The sequence below is a fragment of the Vibrio sp. V38_P2S17PM301 genome (assembly GCF_009904845.1).
GTDB lineage: Bacteria > Pseudomonadota > Gammaproteobacteria > Enterobacterales > Vibrionaceae > Vibrio > Vibrio proteolyticus.
Map to the genome: position 1 here is coordinate 137119 of NZ_WXWO01000001.1, position 22310 is coordinate 159428.

Genomic DNA, 22310 nt, shown 5'->3' on the forward strand with positions numbered 1-22310 from the left:
ATTGGTCACTCAACCTTTGCTATTTTGCTGAGCTTTGCGTTCTTTGTATTGTTCCAGCAGATTTTCTGGTGGCGGTGGTAGTTGCAGGAAAAAGCCCTCTTCGTTCATAGACGCTTTTACTTTTTCGATATCAACCTGGGCCAGCTGACGCCCGTCCATCTTAATCATCATCACGAAAACAGGTTTGCCGAACATCTGCATGAGTGTGTCAGGAACCTGTGAAAAATCATCCTTTTTCGGGAGATAGAGATAGGTACCTTCTTTTTTCGAACTTTTGTAAATTGAACAGAGCATAGTGTTCCTTTTGCCACGAAGGCTGAGTATTTGTCTCAGTTTCGTAAACAATTAGCTAAAATTGCAACTAAAACGACCATTTGACAGCAACATAACTTGCTGTGCTATGGCGGGGAATATAACATGAATACCCAGGTTCCAAGCAACGCCCTTTCTTATGAGGCGATGAGTTATTGAGGTCAATGTAGCCATATGTCATCTTCCCCTGACCTAAAAGGTAGCAGCTTTACTTTGTCAGTTTTGCATCTTTCTGACAATGATGTCCCAAAAACCATTGAATTTCTCAAAGAGAAGGTTGAGCAGGCACCGGCCTTCTTCGCCTCAGCACCAGTGGTGATCAATATTGAGCAGGTGAAGGAAGACATCGATTTCACTGCATTAAAACAAGGCATCACCGATGCAGGCATGATCCCGGTCGGGATCACAGGCAGTAAAGACAAACGCATGCAGAATTTGGCATCCCGTTCCGGATTCGCCATCATGTCTGCCAGTAAATCACCGTCTAAGGCACCAGCAAAAATGGCGCCTACCAAAGTAGTTCGTACCCCTATCCGCTCCGGGCAGCAGGTGTACGCGAAAGACGGCGATTTGGTGATCATGAACCATGTCAGTGCCGGTGCAGAAGTTATTGCCGACGGTTCTATCCATATCCACGGAACGCTCCGTGGCCGCGCGATTGCCGGGGCAAGTGGTCAGAAAGACGCAAAGATCATTTGCCATGATTTACAAGCCGAGCTGGTGTCTATCGCAGGCAGTTACTGGCTCAGCGACAAAATTGAACGTGAGTTCTGGCAGAAGAAAGTCATGGTGTCCACCCAGGATGACTCTCTTCATATCGAAACGCTCACCATTTAAGAAAATAAGGAAAACACATAATGGCACGCATTATCGTTGTTACGTCAGGTAAAGGTGGGGTGGGTAAAACCACGTCCAGCGCGGCCATCGCATCTGGCCTCGCGATGAAAGGCAAAAAAACCGCAGTGATCGATTTTGACATCGGTCTGCGAAATCTGGATTTGATCATGGGGTGTGAGCGCCGTGTGGTGTACGACTTTGTCAATGTCATTAATGGCGAAGCAACACTGAATCAGGCACTGATCAAAGACAAGCGCAACGACAATCTTTTCATTCTTCCTGCTTCCCAAACCCGGGACAAAGATGCGCTGACACGTGATGGTGTGCGTCGCATTCTGGATGAACTGGATGAAATGGGCTTTGATTTCGTGATTTGTGATTCACCGGCGGGTATCGAACAAGGCGCGCTTATGGCGCTATACTTTGCAGATGAAGCCATTGTCACAACCAACCCAGAAGTTTCGTCAGTGCGTGACTCTGACCGTATTCTGGGTATTCTGGACTCGAAATCACGTCGCGCGGAAGAAGGCCTTGAGCCCGTCAAACAGCACCTGCTGCTGACGCGCTACAACCCTACCCGCGTCACACAGGGTGATATGCTGAGTGTGGAAGACGTAGAAGAGATCCTGCATATTTCGCTGCTCGGGGTTATCCCGGAAAGCCAGGCAGTATTGAATGCCTCCAACAAAGGCGTGCCGGTGGTGTTTGACGAGCAGTCAGACGCCGGTATGGCATACAGTGATACGGTCGAGCGTTTGTTAGGCAGCCAGGTGGATTTCCGCTTCCTGACGGAGCAGAAGAAAGGAATCTTTAAACGACTATTTGGAGGCTAGCGACATGTCATTACTTGAGTTTTTCAGACCGCAGAAAAAATCTTCTGCGAATGTCGCAAAAGAGCGTCTGCAGATCATCGTCGCAGAACGTCGCAGCCAGAACGATCCGGCGCCGAACTATCTGCCGCAACTTAAAGAAGACATTCTTAAGGTGATCAGTAAGTACGTCGCGGTTGATCCGTCGATGGTCGACCTGTCGTTTGAGCATAAAGATGACGATATTTCCGTGCTCGAGCTGAACGTTAAGCTACCAGACGACGAAAAATAATCGTATCGGTGGTGCTCTGCACCAAGCAACGAAAAAGAAAAAGCAGGATGTCATTCATCCTGCTTTTTTATTGGCCACTCTGTCATTCCCGCCTAATTACTCAACGAAATACATGTCTTTTGCGTAGATATTGCCTTTCGGGTTGTTGTCCGGGAAACCCTTCAGCTTGGCGTTCACCAGCCGGGTGTGTTTATAGAAGTGTAACGGAATAATCGGGGCGTCATTGACGATCAGCCGTTCTGCCTGCTCGTAATACTGGTAACGTTGTTGCTGATCGCTGGCTTTCGCTGCACTTTGCAATAACTTGTCGACCTGTTCATTGCAGTATTGGGTGCTGTTATTCACGTCATGACAACGAAAACTGTTCAATACCGCAGACGGCTCCGCGAAGTCACCAAAGGCAAACGAGCGAGCTACCGTAAAATCGCCGTTCGATTTGGCGTTGAGGTATGCATTCCACTCCATATTATTCAGCTCAACCTTCACTCCCAGCGGCTTCCACATTGACGCAATCGCCAGTGCAATGCGTTTATGATTTTCACTGGTGTTATAGGTCAGCGTTATCTTCAGCGGATGCTTATCATCGTAGCCGGCCTCTTTCAACAGTGCCCGGGCAGTCTCGATACGCTGCGTGGTGTCCCAACTCGCAAATTCCGGCTGCGCCGCCCGGTAATCCGGAATAATGTCCGGCACCACCGAATAAGCTGGCGGCTCTCCCTGACCAGTAACTTTCTCCACCAACGTGTCCCGGTCGATCATCATACTCAGGGCACGACGCACATCCGGATTATCGAACGGCGCCCGCTGCGTATTAAAATCATACACGTACGCTCCGAGCAAACGCAGTGAACGAATCAGGTTCGGATTGTCTTTGCTCAGTTTCTGATAGTATTCCAGTTGTACCCGGTTGGTCATGTCGATCTCACCCGACATAAAACGGACAAACTCGGCATTCTGGGAAGAAAGCGCCAGATAGCGCACCCCATCAATGTAGGTATGTTCGGCATCGTAATAGCGTGGGTTTTTGGTGACATCTACATACTCATTCGGCACCCAGCGTTTTAAAGTGTAGGCACCGCTGGTGACAATGTGTTCCGGACGAGTCCAATTTTCACCGAACTTTTCGACTTTGTGTTTGGGCACCGGTGCGAACGTTTTAATGCTCATCATACTGAGAAAGTGCGGCGTTGGTTGTGTGAGCGTCACAACAAAGGTGTGTGCATCCGGAGCTGCGACCCCAAGTTGGCTAACGTCAGTCGCGCCGCTCAGTACCGCTTGAGCGTTGAGCACATTCGCTGTCGTCAGGTTAAAGCCCGTGCTGTTTCCCGTACTCGGATCGACCGCTCTTTGCCAGGCGAACACAAAATCCTCAGCGGTGATCGGCTGGCCATCCGACCAGGTCGCAGGTTTTAAGTGGAAGGTGACGGTCTTTCCGTCTGTGGATGTTTGCCAGGACTGTGCCAGCCCACCGACAATTTCCCCTTGCAGATTTTCTATTAGCAAGCCTTCGAACATGTCGTTAACGATCACATCCCCAGGCGAGCCAGAATCGACAAATGCAGGATCAAGCGTGCTTGGCTCTGCGCCATTGCCGCGTACCAGAAACTGCTCTTTCGCTAAAACGTCGCCCTCGGATAAGGTTGCAGCGCTGACTGGCAGCGGCGACAAGAGCAGAGCGGCGTAAACCGCTCCGGCAAGTCTGTTTTTTTTCATTTATCGATATCCTTATCATATGTAATGCATCACCCCATTTTTACCATACTCAAATGAGGCTTGCGATAAGGATTCGTCAAATTTTCTATAAGAGACAATAGATTAGACTAGATTAAAGAGTCTAATTTTTCACCAAACAGTGGTTTACGCCAACCTTGCATCACATCCGGCAGACGCACCGAATCACGCTCTTTACGCCACACCCAGCTGATGACCTGATTCAGTTGCTTCTTGGAAGCAAGAAACTCACTCGCCAGCCCGGTATTTTGTGACACGTGTTTTACTTCATCCTTGAGCTTTTTGAACAGCTGTTTGTACCCAGGTAAGTCCATCAGGCGCTCAATTTTTTCCGGATACTGCTCGGCAGGTGTCTGCTGCGCTCGCTTCACGATCCCGGCAATCCGCCCGCCATGACGGCGCACTGAGCGAGGATCCATGCCTTCCTGCTCCATTCGCTGCGGGCTACGGATACCAAGCCGCGCAATGGTCAGCAGATCCGTGTCTTTAAACACAAAGTTCAGCGCCAGATCGTTTTTCATTGCGTACTCAATGCGCCATGTTGCCAAAGGCTTGAGGATAGCCAATTCACTCGGACGCAGTTGCCAGGCGCCTTTGATATCCAAATAGGCGTTGTCGATATTCGCGGTACGGATGCGCTTTTGGACCAGCAGATCACTCTCCTGCTGCGCGGCTTCCCACCAACCGGCCTGCTGAACTTCGGCCAGCAGTTTGTCGTACAGCGGATAGAGGTAGTAAACATCGGCAGCCGCGTACTCTAGCTGTTTTTGACTCAGTGGACGCGCTACCCAGTCAGTACGAGACTCACTTTTATCCAGCTCCAGCCCCTGATACTCGGCCACCAGCGTCGCAAAGCCGGTTGACAAGCCATGACCAAGAAACGCCGCCATGATCTGGGTGTCAATCATCGGAACCGGCGTACAGCCAAAGGCATTCTGGAACACCTCCAGATCTTCGCCACAAGCGTGCAGAACCTTCATGACTGACGCGTCTTTCAACAGTTCCACAAATGCGGTCATTTCTTCCAGAGCCACAGGATCGATCAGCGACAACGTGTCCCCGTCGAACAATTGGATCAAGCCCAGTTGCGGATAATAAGTACGGGTACGGACAAATTCGGTATCCAGCATGACCACATCACGCTCACGCGCTTGCTGACATACGGTTTCCAGTTCACTGACTTGGGTAATAATCTGATAGTTCACAAACTTCTCGCTCTGTTTTCTCATCGGGAGAAAAGAAAAATGCCGACATATTAAGTCGGCATTCTAGCATTAAAAACGATTACGACGGGAAATTACTCGGCTTTAGCCAGTTTCGCATCGTTCTCTTCACGCAGCACCCGACGCAGTATCTTACCTACGTTGCTCTTTGGCAGATCTTCACGGAATTCAACCAGTTTCGGTACTTTGTAACCGGTCAGATGCTGACGACAATGCGCAATCACCTCTTCCTTGGTCAGGCTTGGGTCGCGTTTCACCACGTACAGTTTTACCACTTCACCCGATACTTCATGTGGCTGACCAATGGCCGCGACTTCCAGCACTTTGCCGTGCAGTGCCACCACATCTTCGATCTCGTTCGGGTAAACATTGAACCCAGAGACCAGAATCATGTCTTTTTTACGGTCAACAATGTGCAGGAAGCCTTCGTCATCAAATTTCACGATGTCACCGGTCGATAACCAACCGTCATGATTGATCACGTCTTTTGTTGCTTCCGGTCGCTGCCAATACCCTTGCATCACCTGCGGACCACGTACCTGAAGTTCGCCGGTTTCACTGTTTGCCAAGGCATTGCCTTCGTCATCGACAATACGAACTTCCGTTGACGGCACCGGCAAACCTATCGAGCCGTTGTACGCGGTCAGATCGTGAGGATACGCAGCCACCAGCGGCGAGCATTCGGTCAGGCCATAACCTTCCAGCAGGTAACAACCGGTGGTTTTCTTCCACTGCTCGGCAACCGCACGCTGAACCGCCATACCGCCACCGACCGCCAGACGTAAATTACTGAAATCCAGCTCATGGAAGTCTTCATTGTTGATCAAGGCGTTAAATAAGGTATTGACGCCGGTGATCGCGGTAAATTGGTGCTTCTGCAACTCTTTGATAAAGCCCGGAATGTCACGAGGGTTGGTCACCAACAGGTTCTGGCCACCCATTTCGATAAACAGCAGGCAGTTTACGGTCAACGCAAACACGTGATACAGCGGCAGTGCGGTCACCACCAATTCTCGACCTTCCGACAAAACCGGACCGTAAGCGCCCTTGGCCTGCAGCACGTTGGCCACCATATTCCGGTGAGTCAGAATCGCCCCTTTTGCCACGCCGGTTGTACCGCCGGTGTATTGTAAGAATGCAATGTCATCACCGCTCATGAACGGTTTAACATATTGCAGACGACGCCCTTGACGCAGCGCCTTACGCATGGAAATCGCCCCGGGCAAATCGTACTTTGGCACCATACCTTTAACGTATTTGACCACGAAGTCGACCAAGGTGCCTTTGGCACGAGGCAGCATCTGCCCTAAACTGGTGAGCACCACGTGTTTTACCGGCGTTTTATCGACGATCTGCTCAAGAGTATTCGCAAAATTGGAGACGATCACGATAGCTTTTGCGTCAGCATCACACAATTGATGTTCTAGCTCACGCGGGGTATACAGCGGGTTCACATTTACGGCAATCAAACCGGCTCGCAGCACACCAAACAACGCCACCGGATATTGCAGCAAGTTCGGCATCATCAGTGCAACACGATCGCCCTTTTTTAGTTTCAGTTCGTTTTGCAGGTAAGCAGCAAACGCACGGCTGCGCTCTTCAAGCTTCCGAAACGTCATCACCGAGCCCATGTTCATAAAGGCTGGCTGGTCAGCGTATTTCTGAACGGATTGCTCGAACATCTCAACTAGAGACGGGTATTTATCCGGATCAATAGTTTCCGGCACATCACTTGGGTAACGTGATAGCCAAGGTTTTTCCACTGTGATACTCCTCGTTATTAGGCTGGGGTTTGCGTCAGATGGCCACTCAAGGCACGCGGACAGAGGTGCACAAACCCAGTGCAACAGCATCATTTTATTATTCTGCTATTACATCACAGCCAAAGCGCTTGAGCACGAAACACTCAAACACTTGTTTAAATTTTGTTAACTAAGCCAAAAATTAGATCAGATACTCTAGAAGGCTGCTGTAAGTGACAATGATGACCACCAGATATGGTCACGATTTTGGTCTTTTCAGAAGCGTTTAGAGCAGACTCTGCCCGTAAGTGCTGGAACCCCTGCTCGCCTAAGATCACCAGTTGAGGACACAGGACCTCAGCCTGGATTGCACGAGCATGCTCCGGAGACATGCGATACAAAGAATCACACTGTAAGTGCGTATCATGACGCCAACAAAGACGCCCGTCCTGTTGGTGTAAGCTCCGTTCTACCACCGGCGCAATCAACGATTTCTCGATCTGATTTACGCTGGCCCGCCGACGAACGGCTTCATCTACACTCTGTAGTGTCCTGAGTGGCTTGCGTCGAATCCGCTGGCGACCGAGTACCCCGTTACGCAGTCGGGAGACGCTGTTGTCGGGCGATTCCGCCAATGGACCTAAGCCCTCTATCTGAACCAATCCACTGATTTGCTCAGGAAAGGCGGCACTATAGCAACTCGCAATCAAAGCACCAAGTGAATGTCCTACTAACAAGGTTCTGTTTGGCGATAACTTAGCCAGAAATTGGTAAACATCGTCTATGTAGTCGTGAAATGGGTAGAAATTGCTACCTGATTTATGTTGTGACAGGCCATGTCCCGGTAAATCGATTGCGCACAGGTGCAGGCTCGGGTTGAGCGCTGACAGATGATTCATGACGGTCTGAAAACTGGCCGCGTTGTCGAGCCAGCCATGCAAAAAAACGACCGACAGTTCGGCCGTTTGTGCATCGCCACTCTCCACTGCCGCCAATGTCAGCGAGTCCAGCGCATAGCGGGTGTGATTGAAATTCATTTGACGGTTTTGATGACCTTACCCTCACGCGGGCCGTAATCATAATAAAGGTGTCGACAGTAAATGCCGATGCACGGATAGAAGAAAGGATCATCATAGGTGACAACTCGCTCTTCGACACGCCATAAGTGGTAGCCTGAGATCTGCATCACCGGAAAACGATAGTCGTAATCGCCGACTTTCTCTTGCTCAGTGCCTTGTGAGATCCCCAACAACGTCACCATCCGGCCTTTGGCAAACGTCACTGGATCGATAAACCCATCAATGTACCCTACAAAACGGCCATGTGGTTCTTTATCAATATCGGGCTTGCCGGATTCACTGATTGGCAGGTTCACCACTTCAATACGGGTTTTATTGTCGAGGTTCGTGACAGCGGCGATCACGCCGCCAAGGCGAATAGGTGTACCATCGGCCGTTGTTTGAACCGACCACGCCTGATAATCAGAAATCAACCGAGGCGAGTCAGATTTGAGGGTTTCGGGTAACGAAGCGCACCCGGCCAGTAACAGGATGGCAGAGAAAGAAAAGATGGAGGTCAGAGAAAACAGTTTCATGGCAGCCGCACCCGAAAATATCATTCAGTTAGATATAAATATCGACCCCAAGCAGGCTGGCAAGTTCCTCACGTTTGGCCTGATTCATAACGTTCAGGTACTCTTCCATGGCTTTCCGACTTTTGCCTTCCGGTAAATCGTATTGCAACCGCGCCTGGTGAACATCAGACGGCTGAACCTGGCGGATCGAGTGAGAGACGGCATCGGCAACTTTACTGGTCTGCTCGGCCGGTGTTTTACCCTGCGCCTGGTTGACGTTATTTTTCTTACCGGCTTTCTTCGCTTTATTGGTCCGTTGGTTGCCGGGGACGGAAGCAGGAGGTAAACCGTTAACTGAAACCATGGTAATCCTTTACGAGGCCACAACGTGGCCTCATTACTGAATTATTCGCGGCCCGGAAGCTTTTTCCAGGCTACGTTGTCGCGCAGATACACCGGACTGGCTTGCTCTGCGTCAACCGTGTTGCCTTTCGCCAGTTCAAAGGTCGCCAGATAGGCGATATCCTGGGCATCCGGGTATAACACTTCACTCGGAGTACGTTGCAACTCAATCGCAGCCAGCTCTTGCACGTATGCATCCCATCCCGTGCCAGCGGTGCCCCAAATACGTTCATCTGCCTGAATTTGCTCTGCCAGCATCAATGGTGGAATCACACATTCTGGCTCCATCTCATTCCAGCTTCCGTCAGCCTGACGGCTAAAACGTCCCCAGTAGACTTCACTCATACGTGCATCAATCGCACAGGCTACCTGCTGCATGCCATGCACCCGGTACGACCCTTGGGCCATCGCCGCCAGCGTGGAAATACCTATCATAGGTAAGTCGGCTCCGAAGGCCAGCCCCTGCGCGATACCGATGCCAATCCGCACACCGGTAAAACTGCCCGGCCCACGGCCAAACGCCAGCGCGTCTAATTCGTGCAATGTCAGCCCGGCTTCTTTAAGCACTTCGTCCACCATAGGCAGGATTTTTTTGGTGTGATCCCGCGGGGCAACTTCACTGCGTACGTAAAGTTGGTCCCCGACTAAAAGCGCAACTGAACAGTTTTCGGTTGCAGTATCCAAGGCAAGAATTTTCGTGCTCATTAATGTCTCTGATTATACTTCGTTGGTATCTGAAATCTGGATAAGAAACTCTTTCACCACTTCGAGATCGCGGGTCCGCGGAATCGGTGGCAGACTGGACAGGAAGATCCCGCCGTAGTCTCTGGTCACCAGGCGATTGTCGCAAATGATCAATGCGCCCTGGTCTCTCTTATCACGAATTAACCGCCCGACGCCCTGCTTCAGGGTGATCACCGCGTCAGGCAACTGCACCTGAGCAAACGGGTCGCCACCCTTGAGGCGGCAATCTTCAATCCGGGCCTTTAATAACGGGTCGTCCGGAGCGGTAAAAGGCAGTTTGTCGATGATAACACAGCTTAACGCATCACCTCTAACATCAATCCCTTCCCAAAAGGCGCCCGTGGCCACCAGCAACGCGTTGCCAAGTTCCATAAACTCTGCCAACGTTTTCTGCTTACTGGTCTCCCCCTGTAACAACACGGGCACGGTCAAGGTTTCCCGGAAACGTTCGCCCAAATCGCGCATCATACTGTGAGAGGTGCACAGGAAAAAACACCGCCCACGGTTTTGCTCAATCAACGGGGCCAACATGTTCACCAGTTTGTCTGCCAACCCAGGGCTGTTGGGTTCCGGCAGATAACGCGGCACACACAGCCTCGCCTGACTTTGATAGTCAAACGGACTCGGCAGCGAAAACTGCTGCGCCGGTTGCAAGCCAAGCCGAGAAGTAAAGTGACCAAAGTCATCGTTCACCGCCAACGTTGCAGAGGTGAATATCCAGGCACCTTGCTTGAGTTCAATCTGCTCATGAAATTTATCGGCGACCGACAACGGAGTAATGTGCAGACTGAAATGCCGCGGCGTGGTGTCATACCAGTAAGAGTAGCCGGTGATCGACACATCACACACCCGGTCGATGCGCGCTTTGATCAGAGTCGCTCTTTCGTAGGCGGTATCCAACAGTTGACTGCGCCCAAGCGCTAACTTGAGCACATCGAGGGCAAAGTCGAGCGCATCCTGCAACCGTTCTAACTCACGAACAATCGGCGCGGAGTTCAAGGCTTCACGCCAGTTGCCTCGAAATCCGGGCTCACCCAGCAAAATTCGCAGGTCACCGGCCGTCTGCACCAGCTTCTCGCCCACTTTCTGTAACTGACGCATATCGCGCGCTTCGGTGCGATACCCGATTTCGATGTCTTTCGCCAACTCTTGAATTTGCCGGCTGGATACCGATTGACCGAAGTACTGACTGGCAATATCGGGCAGTTGATGCGCTTCATCAAAAATGAAAACGTCAGCCTCAGGAATCAACTCACCAAACCCGGTTTCTTTGATCGCCAAATCGGCCAGAAACAGGTGATGGTTCACCACCACCACATCAGAGTCCATCGCCCGCTTACGCGCTTTGAGCACAAAGCAATCTTGATAACTCGGGCACTCTTTGCCCAAGCAGTTATCATTGGTCGACGTGATCGTTGGGATCACCGGGCTGTCTTCTGCAATCGCTTCACACTCCCCCAGATCGCCGGATTTGGTTTCCGACGCCCAGCCACGCACTTTGACCAATTGGGACAACAAGGTCGGATCCGACTGAGGCGTATGACTTTCAACCATCTGGCGGCTAAGGCGGTCCAGACACAGATAGTTGGCACGGCCTTTTAGCAAGGACACCTGACCATAAAATCCCAGCGCCTGAGTCATCAGAGGCAAATCCCGATGGAACAGCTGTTCCTGTAGGTTCTTGGAGCCGGTGCTGATGATGGTCTTCTTGCCGCTCAGCAAAGCAGGGACCAGATAGGCAAATGTTTTACCCGTTCCAGTTCCGGCTTCCACGACCAGTTGTCCTTCGCCACTAATGGTCTGGGCAACGGCTTCGGCCATATCTAACTGAGCCTGACGGGGTTGAAAGCCCGGAATGGCTTTGCCGAGTGCGCCTGTGGCGGAGAAGACTTTTGAAATCATAACAAAGTGTGCAGTGAATCGAGTTGGCAGCGATTATGGCAGTTTTACACCGGCAGCGCGACCTGCAATCAGCGAAGCCTCCAAGCCGCCGGCTAAACTGCGACCCGACGAAATGATACGCTGTTGACTGAGTATGAGTTGTCGCCTCCGGCACACGCAGGCACAAGGCAAACGGTTGGCACGGATATTTTGTTGAAACCAAATCCAAATTCGATTACTTATTAAATCAACTCACCGCATGACTGTCGTTGTCATGCGGCCACAAATAACAATGATATGCATGGAAGTTGTACTCAATGGAAAAGAAAACCTTGCTGACCCACTGCACTGATGCCCCGGGTCTGATCTCAAAAATCACCAACATCTGTTACAAACACCAACTCAACATCATCCATAACAATGAGTTCGTGGATAACACCAGCGGCCACTTTTTCATGCGTACTGAACTGGAAGGTTATTTTAACGATCAAACCTTCCTCGCCGATTTGGATCATGCGCTGCCTGAAGGCACCAAGCGCAAACTGATCGATTCATCACGCAAACGCATTGTGATCTTAGTGACCAAAGAAGCTCACTGCCTTGGTGACATCCTGATGAAAAGTTACGATGGTAGCCTGGATGTCGACATCGCCGCAGTGGTCGGCAACTACGACAAACTCCAGAGTCTGACGGAAAAGTTTGATATCCCGTATCACTGCGTGTCACACGATGGCCTGACCCGCGAGCAACACGAGCAACAGGTTTTGGCGGTGATCGAACAATATCAGCCCGATTATCTGGTGCTGGCGAAATACATGCGGGTACTGACGCCAGGCTTTGTGGAGCGCTATCACCATCGTATTCTCAATATTCACCACAGTTTCCTGCCTGCGTTTATCGGTGCGAAGCCGTATCAGCAAGCGTACGAACGCGGAGTGAAGATCATCGGTGCAACGGCACATTTTGTGACCAACGATCTAGATGAAGGTCCAATCATTAAGCAGGATGTGATTCCGGTCGATCACAACTTCAGTGCCTCAGACATGGCCCAGGCTGGCCGCGATGTTGAGAAAACGGTGCTGAGCAAAGCACTGACGAAAGTGATCAACGATCATGTCTTCGTGTACGGCAACAAAACCGTTATCCTGTAAGCCACGATGAAAAAAGGCGCTCATTAGAGCGCCTTTTTCTTGGTCAGCATACCAACAACTCAGAGCTTGATGGCCAGCTCAACACCCTGACGAATGGCGCGCACAGCATCGAGCTCCCCGGCGTGATCCGCCCCGCCGATCACGTGCAGTTTATCACCCATCTGTTCCCATTGGTCCTCAAATGGACGAACCGATTCCTGACCGGCACAGATCACCACTTTATCGGCCTCAAGCAATTGTGGTTTACCATCCACCGAAATATGCAGCCCTTGCTGATCGATTTTTTCATAGCTGACGCCACCGAGCAGATTCACCCCGCGGTTTTCCAGAGTACGTTTGTGGATCCAGCCCGTGGTTTTACCCGGCCCTTTGCCGACCCGACCTTTACGCCGCTGTAATACCCACACGGTTTTATCACTGAGTGAATGAGGGTACGGATACAAACCGCCCGGATGAGTAATTTCCTTATCGATGCCCCATTCGTGCAACCAGTCATCCAAGTTGTGACCTGCCGGCTCCGTTAGCATGGTCGCAATATCGACCCCAATACCTCCGGCTCCCACGATCGCGACTTTCTCGCCAACGGGGGTTTTCTCTTTGATCAATGTCTGGTAATCGACCACTTTTTCCGGTGTGTCTATGCCGTCAATCGTCACTTTACGTGGCTCCACGCCCGACGCCATCACCACTTCATCGTACTCCTGCAACAAATCAAACGTCGCGTCCGTACTGAGGTGCAGATTGACTCCGGTGAGGTCGATCTGGTTGGCAAAATAGCGAATGGTTTCGCGAAACTCTTCTTTGCCCGGAATTTGCATCGCCAAGCGGAACTGTCCGCCAATGCGATCATTGCGTTCAAACAAATCCACCTTATGCCCGCGGCGTGCCAGCGTCGTCGCGCAGGACAGCCCAGCCGGACCAGCGCCGACCACGGCGATGGTTTTAGGATTGTCACTCGGCGTGATCACCAGCTCGGTCTCACGACACGCGATCGGGTTGACTAAACAGCTGGCACGCTGGCCTTTAAATACATTGTCCAAACACGCCTGATTACAACCGATACACGTGTTGATCAGATTGGACTGGTTCTTTTCGGCTTTCGCCACAAAATACGCGTCCGCGAGGAATGGCCGCGCCATGGACACCATGTCGGCCTGACCGGAGGAGAGAATCTTTTCCGCTTCTTGTGGCGTATTGATCCGGTTACAAGTGACAACCGGCACATTGAGGTGCGGCCGGATTTTTTCGGTCACCCAACTGAATGCCGCCCGAGGCACCTGCGTCGCGATGGTAGGAATACGCGCTTCGTGCCAGCCGATCCCCGTATTGATGATCGTCACTCCCGCCTCTTCCAGCCCTTTGGCCAGCATCAGGACTTCCTCGAAGGTACTGCCTTCTTCAACCAGATCTAACATCGACAAACGGAAGATGATGATGAACTCCTCGCCAACCGCTTTACGAATCGCTTTGACAATTTCCAGCGGCAGACGCATTCGGTTTTCATAGCTGCCACCCCATTCGTCGTAGCGCATGTTAGTACGCTTACAGATAAACTGGTTGATCAGGTAGCCTTCTGATCCCATGACCTCGACACCGTCATAGCCGGCCAGTTGTGCCAACGATGCACTGTTGGCAAACGCGTCGATGGTTTTGCGAATTTGACGTGTACTCATCTCACTTGGCGCGAAACGGGCAATCGGAGCTTTAATCGCGGAAGCGCTCTGAGCAAACGGATGCATTGCATACCGACCGGCATGCAAAATCTGCAACGCAATTTTACCACCATGGCGGTGCACGGCCTCTGTCACCACTTTATGTGACTGCGCGTGTTTGGGTTTGCTGAATTCGGCACTGAGCGGATGCAGGCGCCCGCGTAAATTGGGCGAAAAGCCGCCGGTAACGATCAGTCCGACGCCACCTTTGGCACGCTCTTCATAAAAAGCCGCAAGTTTGTGCAGCCCTTCTTTATGTTCTTCCAGACCCGTGTGCATGGATCCCATCAGCACGCGGTTTCTTAATGTTGTGAAGCCTAAGTCGAGAGGCTGTAACAGATTTGGGTACATGGCAGACATCACTTTCATTATTATATCCTTGTGGTCTGACCACAATATGCCTGAGTCAAACAAAAATCAAACAAGCGTTTACATTTTTGTAACACCGATCAATCTTACGGTTGTTCGCATATAATAAGTAACGTAGGATGTAAGCTACTAATAATACTAAATTTACCGTTTAACACGAGTGGCCGTAGCCACTGTGGGGATACGATGAAAAAGATTTTTAAATTTATCGGCCTGATATTTAAAGGGATTTGGAAACTCATCACTTTTTTCCGTCTCGCCATCAGCAACCTTTTCTTCCTCGCCTCTCTTGCCATCATTTACTTCATCTATGTACATTCCCAAGCACCGACACCGGGCATCACTCAGGAATCCGCTCTGGTTCTGAACCTGTCTGGTCCAATTGTGGAGCAAAGCAGTTACGTCAACCCGATGGACTCCTTTGCCGGGTCGCTGTTTGGGCAGGATTTACCACGTGAAAACGTCCTGTTTGATGTTGTCGATACCATTCGCCACGCGAAAAATGATCCGAAGATCAGCGGTATCGTGCTGGCCCTGAGTGAGTTACCTGAAACCAACCTGACCAAACTGCGTTACATTGCCAAAGCGCTGAATGAGTTTAAATCGTCAGGTAAACCTATCTATGCCGTGGGGGATTTTTACAACCAGAGTCAGTACTACCTCGCCAGCTACGCCAATAAGATCTTTTTGGCACCGGACGGGGCCGTGATGATCAAAGGCTACAGTGCATACACGCTGTACTACAAAACGCTGCTTGAGAAGCTGGACGTCAATACTCACGTCTTCCGCGTCGGGACATACAAGTCCGCGATTGAACCTTTCATTCGTGATGATATGTCAGACGCCGCGCGTGAATCAGCTTCTCGCTGGCTCGGTCAGTTATGGGGCGCCTACGTTGAAGACGTTTCAACGAATCGCCAGATTGAGCCTAAGACGCTCACTCCGAGCATGGACGAGTTCCTGACCGAACTGAAATCCACTCAGGGTGACCTGGCGGCGCTGTCGAAGAAACTCGGCCTGGTGGATGAGTTGGCCACTCGCCAACAAGCCCGCAAGGCGATGATTGATGTATTTGGCAGCGATGGTGAAGACAGCTACAACTACGTGGATTACTACCAGTACGCTTCCAACGTCAAGCCAACGTTCAACGCCGCCAACGACGACATCGCTATTGTTGTGGCGAACGGCGCCATCATGGACGGTTCACAACCTCGTGGCAATGTCGGTGGCGACACCACCGCAGCCCTGCTGCGTGAGGCGCGCAATGATGACAAAGTCAAAGCCGTTGTGCTGCGGGTAAACAGCCCGGGTGGCAGTGCGTTTGCTTCGGAAGTGATCCGCAATGAAATCGACGCGCTCAAAGCCGCAGGCAAACCTGTTGTGGTCTCCATGTCGAGTGTGGCAGCCTCTGGTGGCTACTGGATCTCAATGAGCGCCGACAAGATCGTTGCCCAACCGACTACCCTCACCGGCTCAATTGGTATTTTCAGCGTGATCACCACGTTTGAGAAAGGCCTGAACAAGCTCGGGGTGTACACCGACGGTGTTGGTACCTCACCCTTCTCTGGTGTTGGCCTCACAACCGGTTTGAATGACGGCGCGTCACAAGCTCTGCAACTGGGCATTGAACACGGTTACCAACGTTTCATCAGTCTGGTGGGCAAACACCGCGGGATGAGCGTTGATCAAGTGGATGAGATAGCTCAAGGGCGTGTGTGGACTGGTCAGGATGCCATGCAGCGTGGCCTGGTTGATCAAATGGGTGACTTCGACGATGCGGTGATTCTGGCGGCCAAACTGGCCAATATGGAATCATACAACCTGTACTGGGTAGAAGAACCGCTCTCTCCGGCACAGCAGTTCCTGCAGGATCTGGTTGGTCAGGCCAAAGTGCATCTTGGTCTGGATATCAGCTCGGTACTGCCGGCCTCTCTGGCACCGGTCGCCCGTCAGATTACCCAGGATGCGAACTTGCTGAGCAGCTTCAATGATCCAAAAGGTCAGTATGCGTTCTGCCTGAACTGCGACGTCCAGTAAATACCACGCAAGCACTGGTACGATTAGGGGCATCTCTGTGCGAGATGCCCCTTTTTCTTAACCAATTATTGGTTATAATCGCCCGCTCTGTTCCCCCTACAATTATGGTTTCTAGCAATGGCAAGAAAACACATATACATCGCCTACACCGGCGGCACCATCGGCATGCAAAAGTCGGATCACGGTTACGTGCCCGTCGCTGGCTTTATGGAAAAACAGCTGGCCAGTATGCCGGAATTCCACCGTCCGGAAATGCCGGAATACACCATTCACGAATACGAGCCACTGATCGATTCTTCGGATATGACTCCGGCTGACTGGCAACAAATCGCGGATGATATCCGGGATAACTACGATAAATACGACGGGTTTGTCATTCTACACGGTACCGACACGATGGCGTACACCGCATCCGCACTGTCATTCATGCTGGAGAATCTGGGCAAACCGGTCATCGTGACGGGTTCACAAATTCCTCTGGCCGAGCTGCGATCTGACGGCCAGGCCAATTTGTTGAACGCACTGCACATTGCGGCTAATTACCCGATCAATGAAGTGACGCTGTTTTTCAACAACCAGCTGATGCGCGGCAACCGCAGCACCAAATCGCACGCTGACGGTTTCAATGCCTTTACATCTCCAAACCTGCCGCCACTATTGGAAGCAGGGATCAATATTCAGATCAGCAGCAACGTCACCGTTGGCGCTCAGCCTGTCGGTGAGTTCAAAGTACATAACATTACGCCTCAACCTATCGGTGTGATTACTATGTACCCGGGCATTTCACATGAAGTGATCCGCAACACACTGCTCCAGCCAGTTAATGCCATGATTCTGCTGACCTTTGGTGTGGGCAACGCGCCGCAAAATCCGGAGCTACTCAGCCATCTGCAAGAGGCTTCAGAACGAGGTGTGATCGTGGTGAATCTGACTCAGTGTCTGGCAGGAAAAGTGAACATGGGGGGGTATGCTACTGGTTGTGCTTTGGCGGATGCCGGCGTGATCAGCGGCTTTGATATGACTCCGGAAGCTGCTCTGGCTAAATTGCATTACCTGCTAAGCCAGAACCTCGGCTATGAGGAAGTAAAAGCCAAAATGCAGCAAGTCCTGCGCGGTGAAATGAGCTTATAACGGCTTCCCGCGTCCGATAACAAAGCCCCTGCAGGAATGCAGGGGCTTTTTAGTTACACTCAGTTTTCGTTGGGGTTCACCCGGACAATATCGCTTTGCCCCGGCTGAAACTCTTTTTTAAGCTCTGCTTTTGACTTAAATTTTATCTCTCCACCGGCCGCAATAGACATGTGGTCTGCTGCCGTGTTGTGTTTTGATTGATACAACATCACAGCTTGCATACAAGAGTCTCGCTGCTCTTGTGAAAGTGGTGTACCTTCAGGCCACTTACCTGTCTCCACCGCATAGGTTAGCCGCTCATAAACCTCAGGTGTGATGGCATTAATTAACTGTTCTGCGTCCATGGTGTATCCTTAAATCATCATTCTTGCACAGAAAATAACGTCTCGGCTTTGTCAGTCAAGGTAGCACGAGCAAATAAGCGTATTTGATCACAAGCAAAAATATGAACCTTCATCGAATTGTCTCTATTACCCTGATAAGTGCCGGCTTGACCGGGTGCTTTGACAGCAGAAAAAACACGGAGCAGCTGTGTAACGATTACCCGGCGCTGCGATGTGAACAGCTGAATGTGGATGACGGCCAGTGTCGGGTGCCCAGAACTAACCTGATTTGGCACCGTTTTGACGTCCTTAAAGATCCGACGGAAAGCCACAAAATCACCGAATACCAGATGGTCACGGAGTACCGCCGCTGTCTTGAACTGGCGGCACAAATCCAACCCATCGATCAGAGCGCTCTCAAGCGCAAGCGTTTTGAAGCTCTCGTGCACTCCGGTGAAGAACAGGAACGCATCGTACAGGAACTGAGTGACTCCACCGAACCGGAAACACTCTACTTCCTATGGAGTCAGATTGGTGACAATAATGCACGCCGTCAGTTTCTTCAGTTGGAAGGTTCACCAGAACTGGAAACCGCCCATCTGCAGTACGCGTTAGCGACGTTTTATACCAGCCGCGACAGCGCCAAAACCGTTACCTTGCTCAATCGCTCGCTGGAGTTGTCCGGTGCCGATGATGTCAACACCGAGATTTTCAAATCGCTGGCCAGTACTTACTACAAGCTCAATCAGAAAGAGAAGGCTTATATCTGGACTCGGGTCGCCGAGCGGTTTGATATCAACGTGGCCTCTCAGCCAGAACTGCAACTGTTGTACGGGTTCGACCAGGCGACTTACACTCGTCTGGATATGCTGGCCAACGAGGTTGAAGATGCCATCAGACAGGGCAATTATCGCTCAAGCCTTATCCCCAATACCTTTTGAGGTCTAAAAAAGCCGCTCTGTTTGGAAGCGGCTTTTTGTTGGCTTGCGAGCGGAAGTGTCAGTTCCTCCCGCTACCCCGTCGATAAAATGAAAGGATTTAACACTAAGGTGTCATTCAGCGACAGGTTTGATCACTTTTGTTGAAAATTAACGACACAGAATTTACACAAAATCGGTCCCCTGTCGTCTTGGGTCCATCAGGGAAAACATGCCCCAGATGGCTGTCGCAAGCCGCACAGCGAATCTCAGTTCGCACCATTCCGTGACTCAGATCTTCCAGATATCGGATTGCATCCGGATCGATCGGCGCATCAAAACTAGGCCAACCGCATCCCGAATCGTACTTGTTTTCGGAGTGGAACAGCGGTGCCTGACAACAGGTACATTCGTAGATGCCAGTATCTCGGTTGTGGAGTAGCTTACCGCTGAACGGGGCTTCGGTGCCTTGTTTGCGGCACACGTTATATGCCTCTACTGACAGGGTCTCACGCCAGTATTCATCAGGCTTCTCTATTTTCTCGACACCAGGTTTCACGTAACACTTTCTCCTAATTCTCGATTGTTGTATGGAATGATTCGGCGAAAAACTTGTCTACAATTACGTTTGTAGCACATACTTTTTCGTTATGAAAAGTGGGCAACCCATCCCCCGTAATACTTTCGCCGTCTAAGGTATTTTACGGAAACTGGTGCACAGATAAACCAGTGCTGAGTTTAAAAAACCACCATTTGTAGCTGATTGTGAAAAAAAGCGACGCTTTTTTTTGACTTTAAACAAGTTAAGTCCGATTATCTATTGCAGATGTTTACTGGATTCTGTAATTTTACTACCAGTTATCTTTAATCAGAAATTAAGTTGTGGAGCAACTATAATGACTATCAAAGTAGGTATTAACGGTTTTGGCCGTATCGGTCGTTTCGTATTCCGTGCAGCGCAAGAGCGTAACGACATCGAAGTTGTAGGTATCAACGACCTGATCGACGTAGAATACATGGCTTACATGCTGAAATACGACTCAACTCACGGCCGTTTCAACGGTACTGTTGAAGTTGAAGGCGGTAACCTGATCGTTAACGGCAAAACTGTACGTGTAACTGCAGAACGCAACCCAGAAGACCTGAAATGGGACGCAATCGGTGTTGACGTTGTTGCTGAAGCAACTGGTATCTTCCTGACTGACGAGACTGCGCGTAAGCACATCACTGCTGGTGCGAAGAAAGTTGTTCTGACTGGTCCTTCTAAAGACGCAACTCCAATGTTCGTTAACGGCGTAAACTTCGACACTTACGCAGGCCAAGACATCGTTTCTAACGCTTCTTGTACTACTAACTGTCTGGCGCCTATCGCTAAAGTACTGAACGACAAGTTCGGTATCGAATCTGGCCTGATGACAACTGTTCACGCAACAACTGCAACTCAGAAAACTGTAGACGGTCCTTCTGCGAAAGACTGGCGCGGTGGTCGTGGTGCTTCTCAGAACATCATCCCATCTTCAACTGGTGCAGCTAAAGCAGTAGGCGTTGTACTTCCAGAAGTAAACGGCAAACTGACTGGTATGGCTTTCCGCGTACCAACTGCTAACGTTTCTGTTGTTGACCTGACTGTAAACCTGGTTAACGGTGCTTCTTACGAAGACATCTGTAAAGCAATGAAAGACGCGTCTGAAGGCGAACTGAAAGGCGTTCTGGGCTACACTGAAGACGCAGTTGTATCTCAAGATTTCATCGGCGAAACTTGCACTTCAGTGTTCGATGCTAAAGCAGGTATCGCACTGACTGACAAATTCGTTAAAGTTGTATCTTGGTACGACAACGAAATCGGTTACTCAAACAAAGTTCTTGACCTGATCGCTCACATCTCTAAGTAATGTAGGCATTAGCGATAAGCTTGTCTTTGAAAGATAAGACGTAAAGAAAGGCGGCTCTCGAGTCGCCTTTTTAGTATCTGTCGTTCTCGGGCATGCTTCGGTCCGAGCACAGTTTCAGGAGTTCAGAGTATGGATTTGAAAACCCTCCCCGCCTTAACCGTTCTGTCAGACAGCGTGACAATCGTCGAACTTGACGGGGTTAAAGTCGTGCGCGTCCTGCACGAAAAAGCCACCGCTGGAATTGCCTTACATGGCGCACATGTGCTGTCATTTGCTCCGGCCGGACAACCCGATGTTATCTGGATGAGCGACCAAGCCGTATTTGACGGTAAAGCGGCATTGCGCGGCGGCATCCCGGTGTGCTGGCCTTGGTTTGGTCGCATTGCTGCTCCGGCGCATGGCTTCGCACGCAACAGCGAATGGACACTGCTTGAACATCGTGAAAACGAGCAAGGCGTTATCATCGAGTTAGGATTACGCCCCAACGAACAAACGCTCACGCTGTGGCCACACCAATTTGATGCACGTTTGATCATGGAAGTCAGTGATACTCTGAAAGTCACCCTGGATGTCGTGAACACGGCTCAACACGCCTGGACCTTCTCCGGCGCGCTGCACACTTACCTCAACGTCGCTGACATCCGCGAGGTCTCTGTTCGTGGCATGGGCAGTGATTACATTGACAGTTTGCAGAATGAAAAAGCGTGTCAGGGTGGCGATATCCTGCAACTGAGCGACACCATCGATCGGGTATACACGCAACCAGAGGCACACATTAAGGTGGCCGATAGCCGTTTTGAACGCACTTTGGTGGTGGAAAACAGCGGTCACAATGCCGCAGTCCTGTGGAATCCTTGGGCGGCAGGCGCGCAGGCGATGGCCGATATGGCCGACGACGGCTATCTGACCATGCTGTGCGTAGAATCCACCCTGCATGCACCTAGCCTAGAGCAAGGTAAAATATTGCAACCTGGCGAGCACTACCAGCTCTCAACCCTCTTATCAGTAGCCTAACCATTCAGGCCAGCACTCGCTGGCCTCTTCTTTGCCTGTCATTTTTTCATCCTCGTGGGTCTTGATAAAGCCAGCCGGTGGATTTTGGTGCTTTTCATCTGTTTCATTAATAAGAATCAAAAAAACACTCGGGGGAACTTTGTAGTATCCGTGGGTTAAATTTATGCGTCAGACGGATTTAACCGCCTACATTACTAGGTGTCACGTCAACCAGGAAT

21 protein-coding genes are annotated in these 22310 nt (G+C 50.8%); 9 read left to right on the forward strand and 12 right to left on the reverse strand.

Annotated elements, in window-relative coordinates:
• Positions 1-9: 9 nt before the first annotated feature.
• The gene (locus tag CAG64_RS00600) at positions 10-294 is read right to left on the reverse strand and encodes a YcgL domain-containing protein (RefSeq protein ID WP_021703963.1); all 285 of its coding nucleotides are present in this window, start codon (positions 292-294) and stop codon (positions 10-12) included.
• 192 nt (positions 295-486) lie between these two features.
• On the opposite strand from CAG64_RS00600, the gene minC reads away from it, so the two are divergent.
• The 3 genes from minC to minE are packed head-to-tail and all read left to right on the forward strand — an operon-like array spanning position 487 to position 2250.
• Positions 487-1149 (forward strand): septum site-determining protein MinC, encoded by a 663-nt coding sequence (minC, locus tag CAG64_RS00605; RefSeq protein WP_021703962.1) that lies wholly within the window; start codon positions 487-489, stop codon positions 1147-1149.
• Positions 1150-1169: 20 nt separating this feature from the next.
• Positions 1170-1982 (forward strand): septum site-determining protein MinD, encoded by an 813-nt coding sequence (minD, locus tag CAG64_RS00610; RefSeq protein WP_161488241.1) that lies wholly within the window; start codon positions 1170-1172, stop codon positions 1980-1982.
• Between the two features lie 4 nt (positions 1983-1986).
• Positions 1987-2250 (forward strand): cell division topological specificity factor MinE, encoded by a 264-nt coding sequence (minE, locus tag CAG64_RS00615; protein WP_021703960.1) that lies wholly within the window; start codon positions 1987-1989, stop codon positions 2248-2250.
• A gap of 96 nt (positions 2251-2346) precedes the next feature.
• Here the strand turns inward: minE and CAG64_RS00620 are convergent, their stop codons facing one another.
• From CAG64_RS00620 to CAG64_RS00655, 8 genes are all read right to left on the reverse strand, one after another.
• The gene (locus CAG64_RS00620) at positions 2347-3963 is read right to left on the reverse strand and encodes a peptide ABC transporter substrate-binding protein (protein ID WP_161449053.1); all 1617 of its coding nucleotides are present in this window, start codon (positions 3961-3963) and stop codon (positions 2347-2349) included.
• Between the two features lie 107 nt (positions 3964-4070).
• Complete coding sequence (gene rnd, locus CAG64_RS00625; RefSeq protein WP_021703958.1) at positions 4071-5186, reverse strand: ribonuclease D; 1116 nt, start codon at positions 5184-5186, stop codon at positions 4071-4073.
• A 92-nt stretch (positions 5187-5278) separates the two neighbouring features.
• The gene (fadD, locus tag CAG64_RS00630) at positions 5279-6967 is read right to left on the reverse strand and encodes a long-chain-fatty-acid--CoA ligase FadD (protein WP_021703957.1); all 1689 of its coding nucleotides are present in this window, start codon (positions 6965-6967) and stop codon (positions 5279-5281) included.
• A 155-nt stretch (positions 6968-7122) separates the two neighbouring features.
• Positions 7123-7983 carry an alpha/beta hydrolase gene (locus tag CAG64_RS00635; protein ID WP_161449050.1) on the reverse strand — a complete coding sequence of 287 codons (861 nt, stop codon included), beginning with the start codon at positions 7981-7983 and terminating at the stop codon, positions 7123-7125.
• Positions 7980-8540, reverse strand: coding sequence for a Slp family lipoprotein (locus CAG64_RS00640; protein ID WP_161449047.1), 561 nt, complete (start codon positions 8538-8540; stop codon positions 7980-7982). The genes CAG64_RS00635 and CAG64_RS00640 overlap by 4 nt, the downstream gene beginning before the upstream one ends.
• Positions 8541-8568: 28 nt before the next feature.
• The gene (locus CAG64_RS00645) at positions 8569-8883 is read right to left on the reverse strand and encodes a hypothetical protein (RefSeq protein ID WP_021703954.1); all 315 of its coding nucleotides are present in this window, start codon (positions 8881-8883) and stop codon (positions 8569-8571) included.
• A 41-nt stretch (positions 8884-8924) separates the two neighbouring features.
• Positions 8925-9626 (reverse strand): tRNA (adenosine(37)-N6)-threonylcarbamoyltransferase complex dimerization subunit type 1 TsaB, encoded by a 702-nt coding sequence (gene tsaB / locus CAG64_RS00650; RefSeq protein WP_161449044.1) that lies wholly within the window; start codon positions 9624-9626, stop codon positions 8925-8927.
• 12 nt (positions 9627-9638) lie between these two features.
• Entirely contained in the window at positions 9639-11567 is a 1929-nt protein-coding gene (locus tag CAG64_RS00655) for an ATP-dependent DNA helicase (RefSeq protein WP_161449041.1), read from the reverse strand.
• Between the two features lie 296 nt (positions 11568-11863).
• Between CAG64_RS00655 and purU the strand changes: the two genes are divergently transcribed.
• Positions 11864-12697, forward strand: a complete 834-nt coding sequence (gene purU, locus CAG64_RS00660) for a formyltetrahydrofolate deformylase (RefSeq protein ID WP_021703951.1) — start codon at positions 11864-11866, stop codon at positions 12695-12697.
• Between the two features lie 59 nt (positions 12698-12756).
• On the opposite strand, the gene CAG64_RS00665 is transcribed toward purU, so the two are convergent.
• Positions 12757-14760, reverse strand: a complete 2004-nt coding sequence (locus CAG64_RS00665; protein WP_040902255.1) for an NADPH-dependent 2,4-dienoyl-CoA reductase — start codon at positions 14758-14760, stop codon at positions 12757-12759.
• A gap of 204 nt (positions 14761-14964) precedes the next feature.
• Between CAG64_RS00665 and sppA the strand changes: the two genes are divergently transcribed.
• Together sppA and ansA are read left to right on the forward strand one after the other, a co-directional pair.
• Complete coding sequence (sppA, locus tag CAG64_RS00670; RefSeq protein WP_161449038.1) at positions 14965-16815, forward strand: signal peptide peptidase SppA; 1851 nt, start codon at positions 14965-14967, stop codon at positions 16813-16815.
• Between the two features lie 117 nt (positions 16816-16932).
• Complete coding sequence (gene ansA, locus CAG64_RS00675; protein ID WP_021703948.1) at positions 16933-17946, forward strand: asparaginase; 1014 nt, start codon at positions 16933-16935, stop codon at positions 17944-17946.
• Between the two features lie 59 nt (positions 17947-18005).
• Here the strand turns inward: ansA and CAG64_RS00680 are convergent, their stop codons facing one another.
• On the reverse strand, positions 18006-18290 hold the full coding sequence (locus tag CAG64_RS00680; RefSeq protein WP_021703947.1) for a YeaC family protein: 285 nt from the start codon (positions 18288-18290) through the stop codon (positions 18006-18008).
• A gap of 101 nt (positions 18291-18391) precedes the next feature.
• On the opposite strand from CAG64_RS00680, the gene CAG64_RS00685 reads away from it, so the two are divergent.
• Positions 18392-19210 (forward strand): DUF2989 domain-containing protein, encoded by an 819-nt coding sequence (locus CAG64_RS00685; protein ID WP_161449036.1) that lies wholly within the window; start codon positions 18392-18394, stop codon positions 19208-19210.
• A gap of 115 nt (positions 19211-19325) precedes the next feature.
• Here CAG64_RS00685 and msrB read toward each other — a convergent pair whose 3' ends face one another.
• Positions 19326-19745, reverse strand: coding sequence for a peptide-methionine (R)-S-oxide reductase MsrB (msrB, locus tag CAG64_RS00690; protein WP_021703945.1), 420 nt, complete (start codon positions 19743-19745; stop codon positions 19326-19328).
• A 337-nt stretch (positions 19746-20082) separates the two neighbouring features.
• Between msrB and gap the strand changes: the two genes are divergently transcribed.
• Both gap and CAG64_RS00700 read left to right on the forward strand, forming a co-directional pair.
• On the forward strand, positions 20083-21078 hold the full coding sequence (gene gap / locus CAG64_RS00695; RefSeq protein WP_021703944.1) for a type I glyceraldehyde-3-phosphate dehydrogenase: 996 nt from the start codon (positions 20083-20085) through the stop codon (positions 21076-21078).
• Positions 21079-21207: 129 nt separating this feature from the next.
• A complete protein-coding gene (locus CAG64_RS00700; RefSeq protein WP_161488242.1) occupies positions 21208-22092 on the forward strand; it encodes a D-hexose-6-phosphate mutarotase in 885 nt (294 codons plus the stop codon).
• Positions 22093-22310 lie beyond the last annotated feature (218 nt).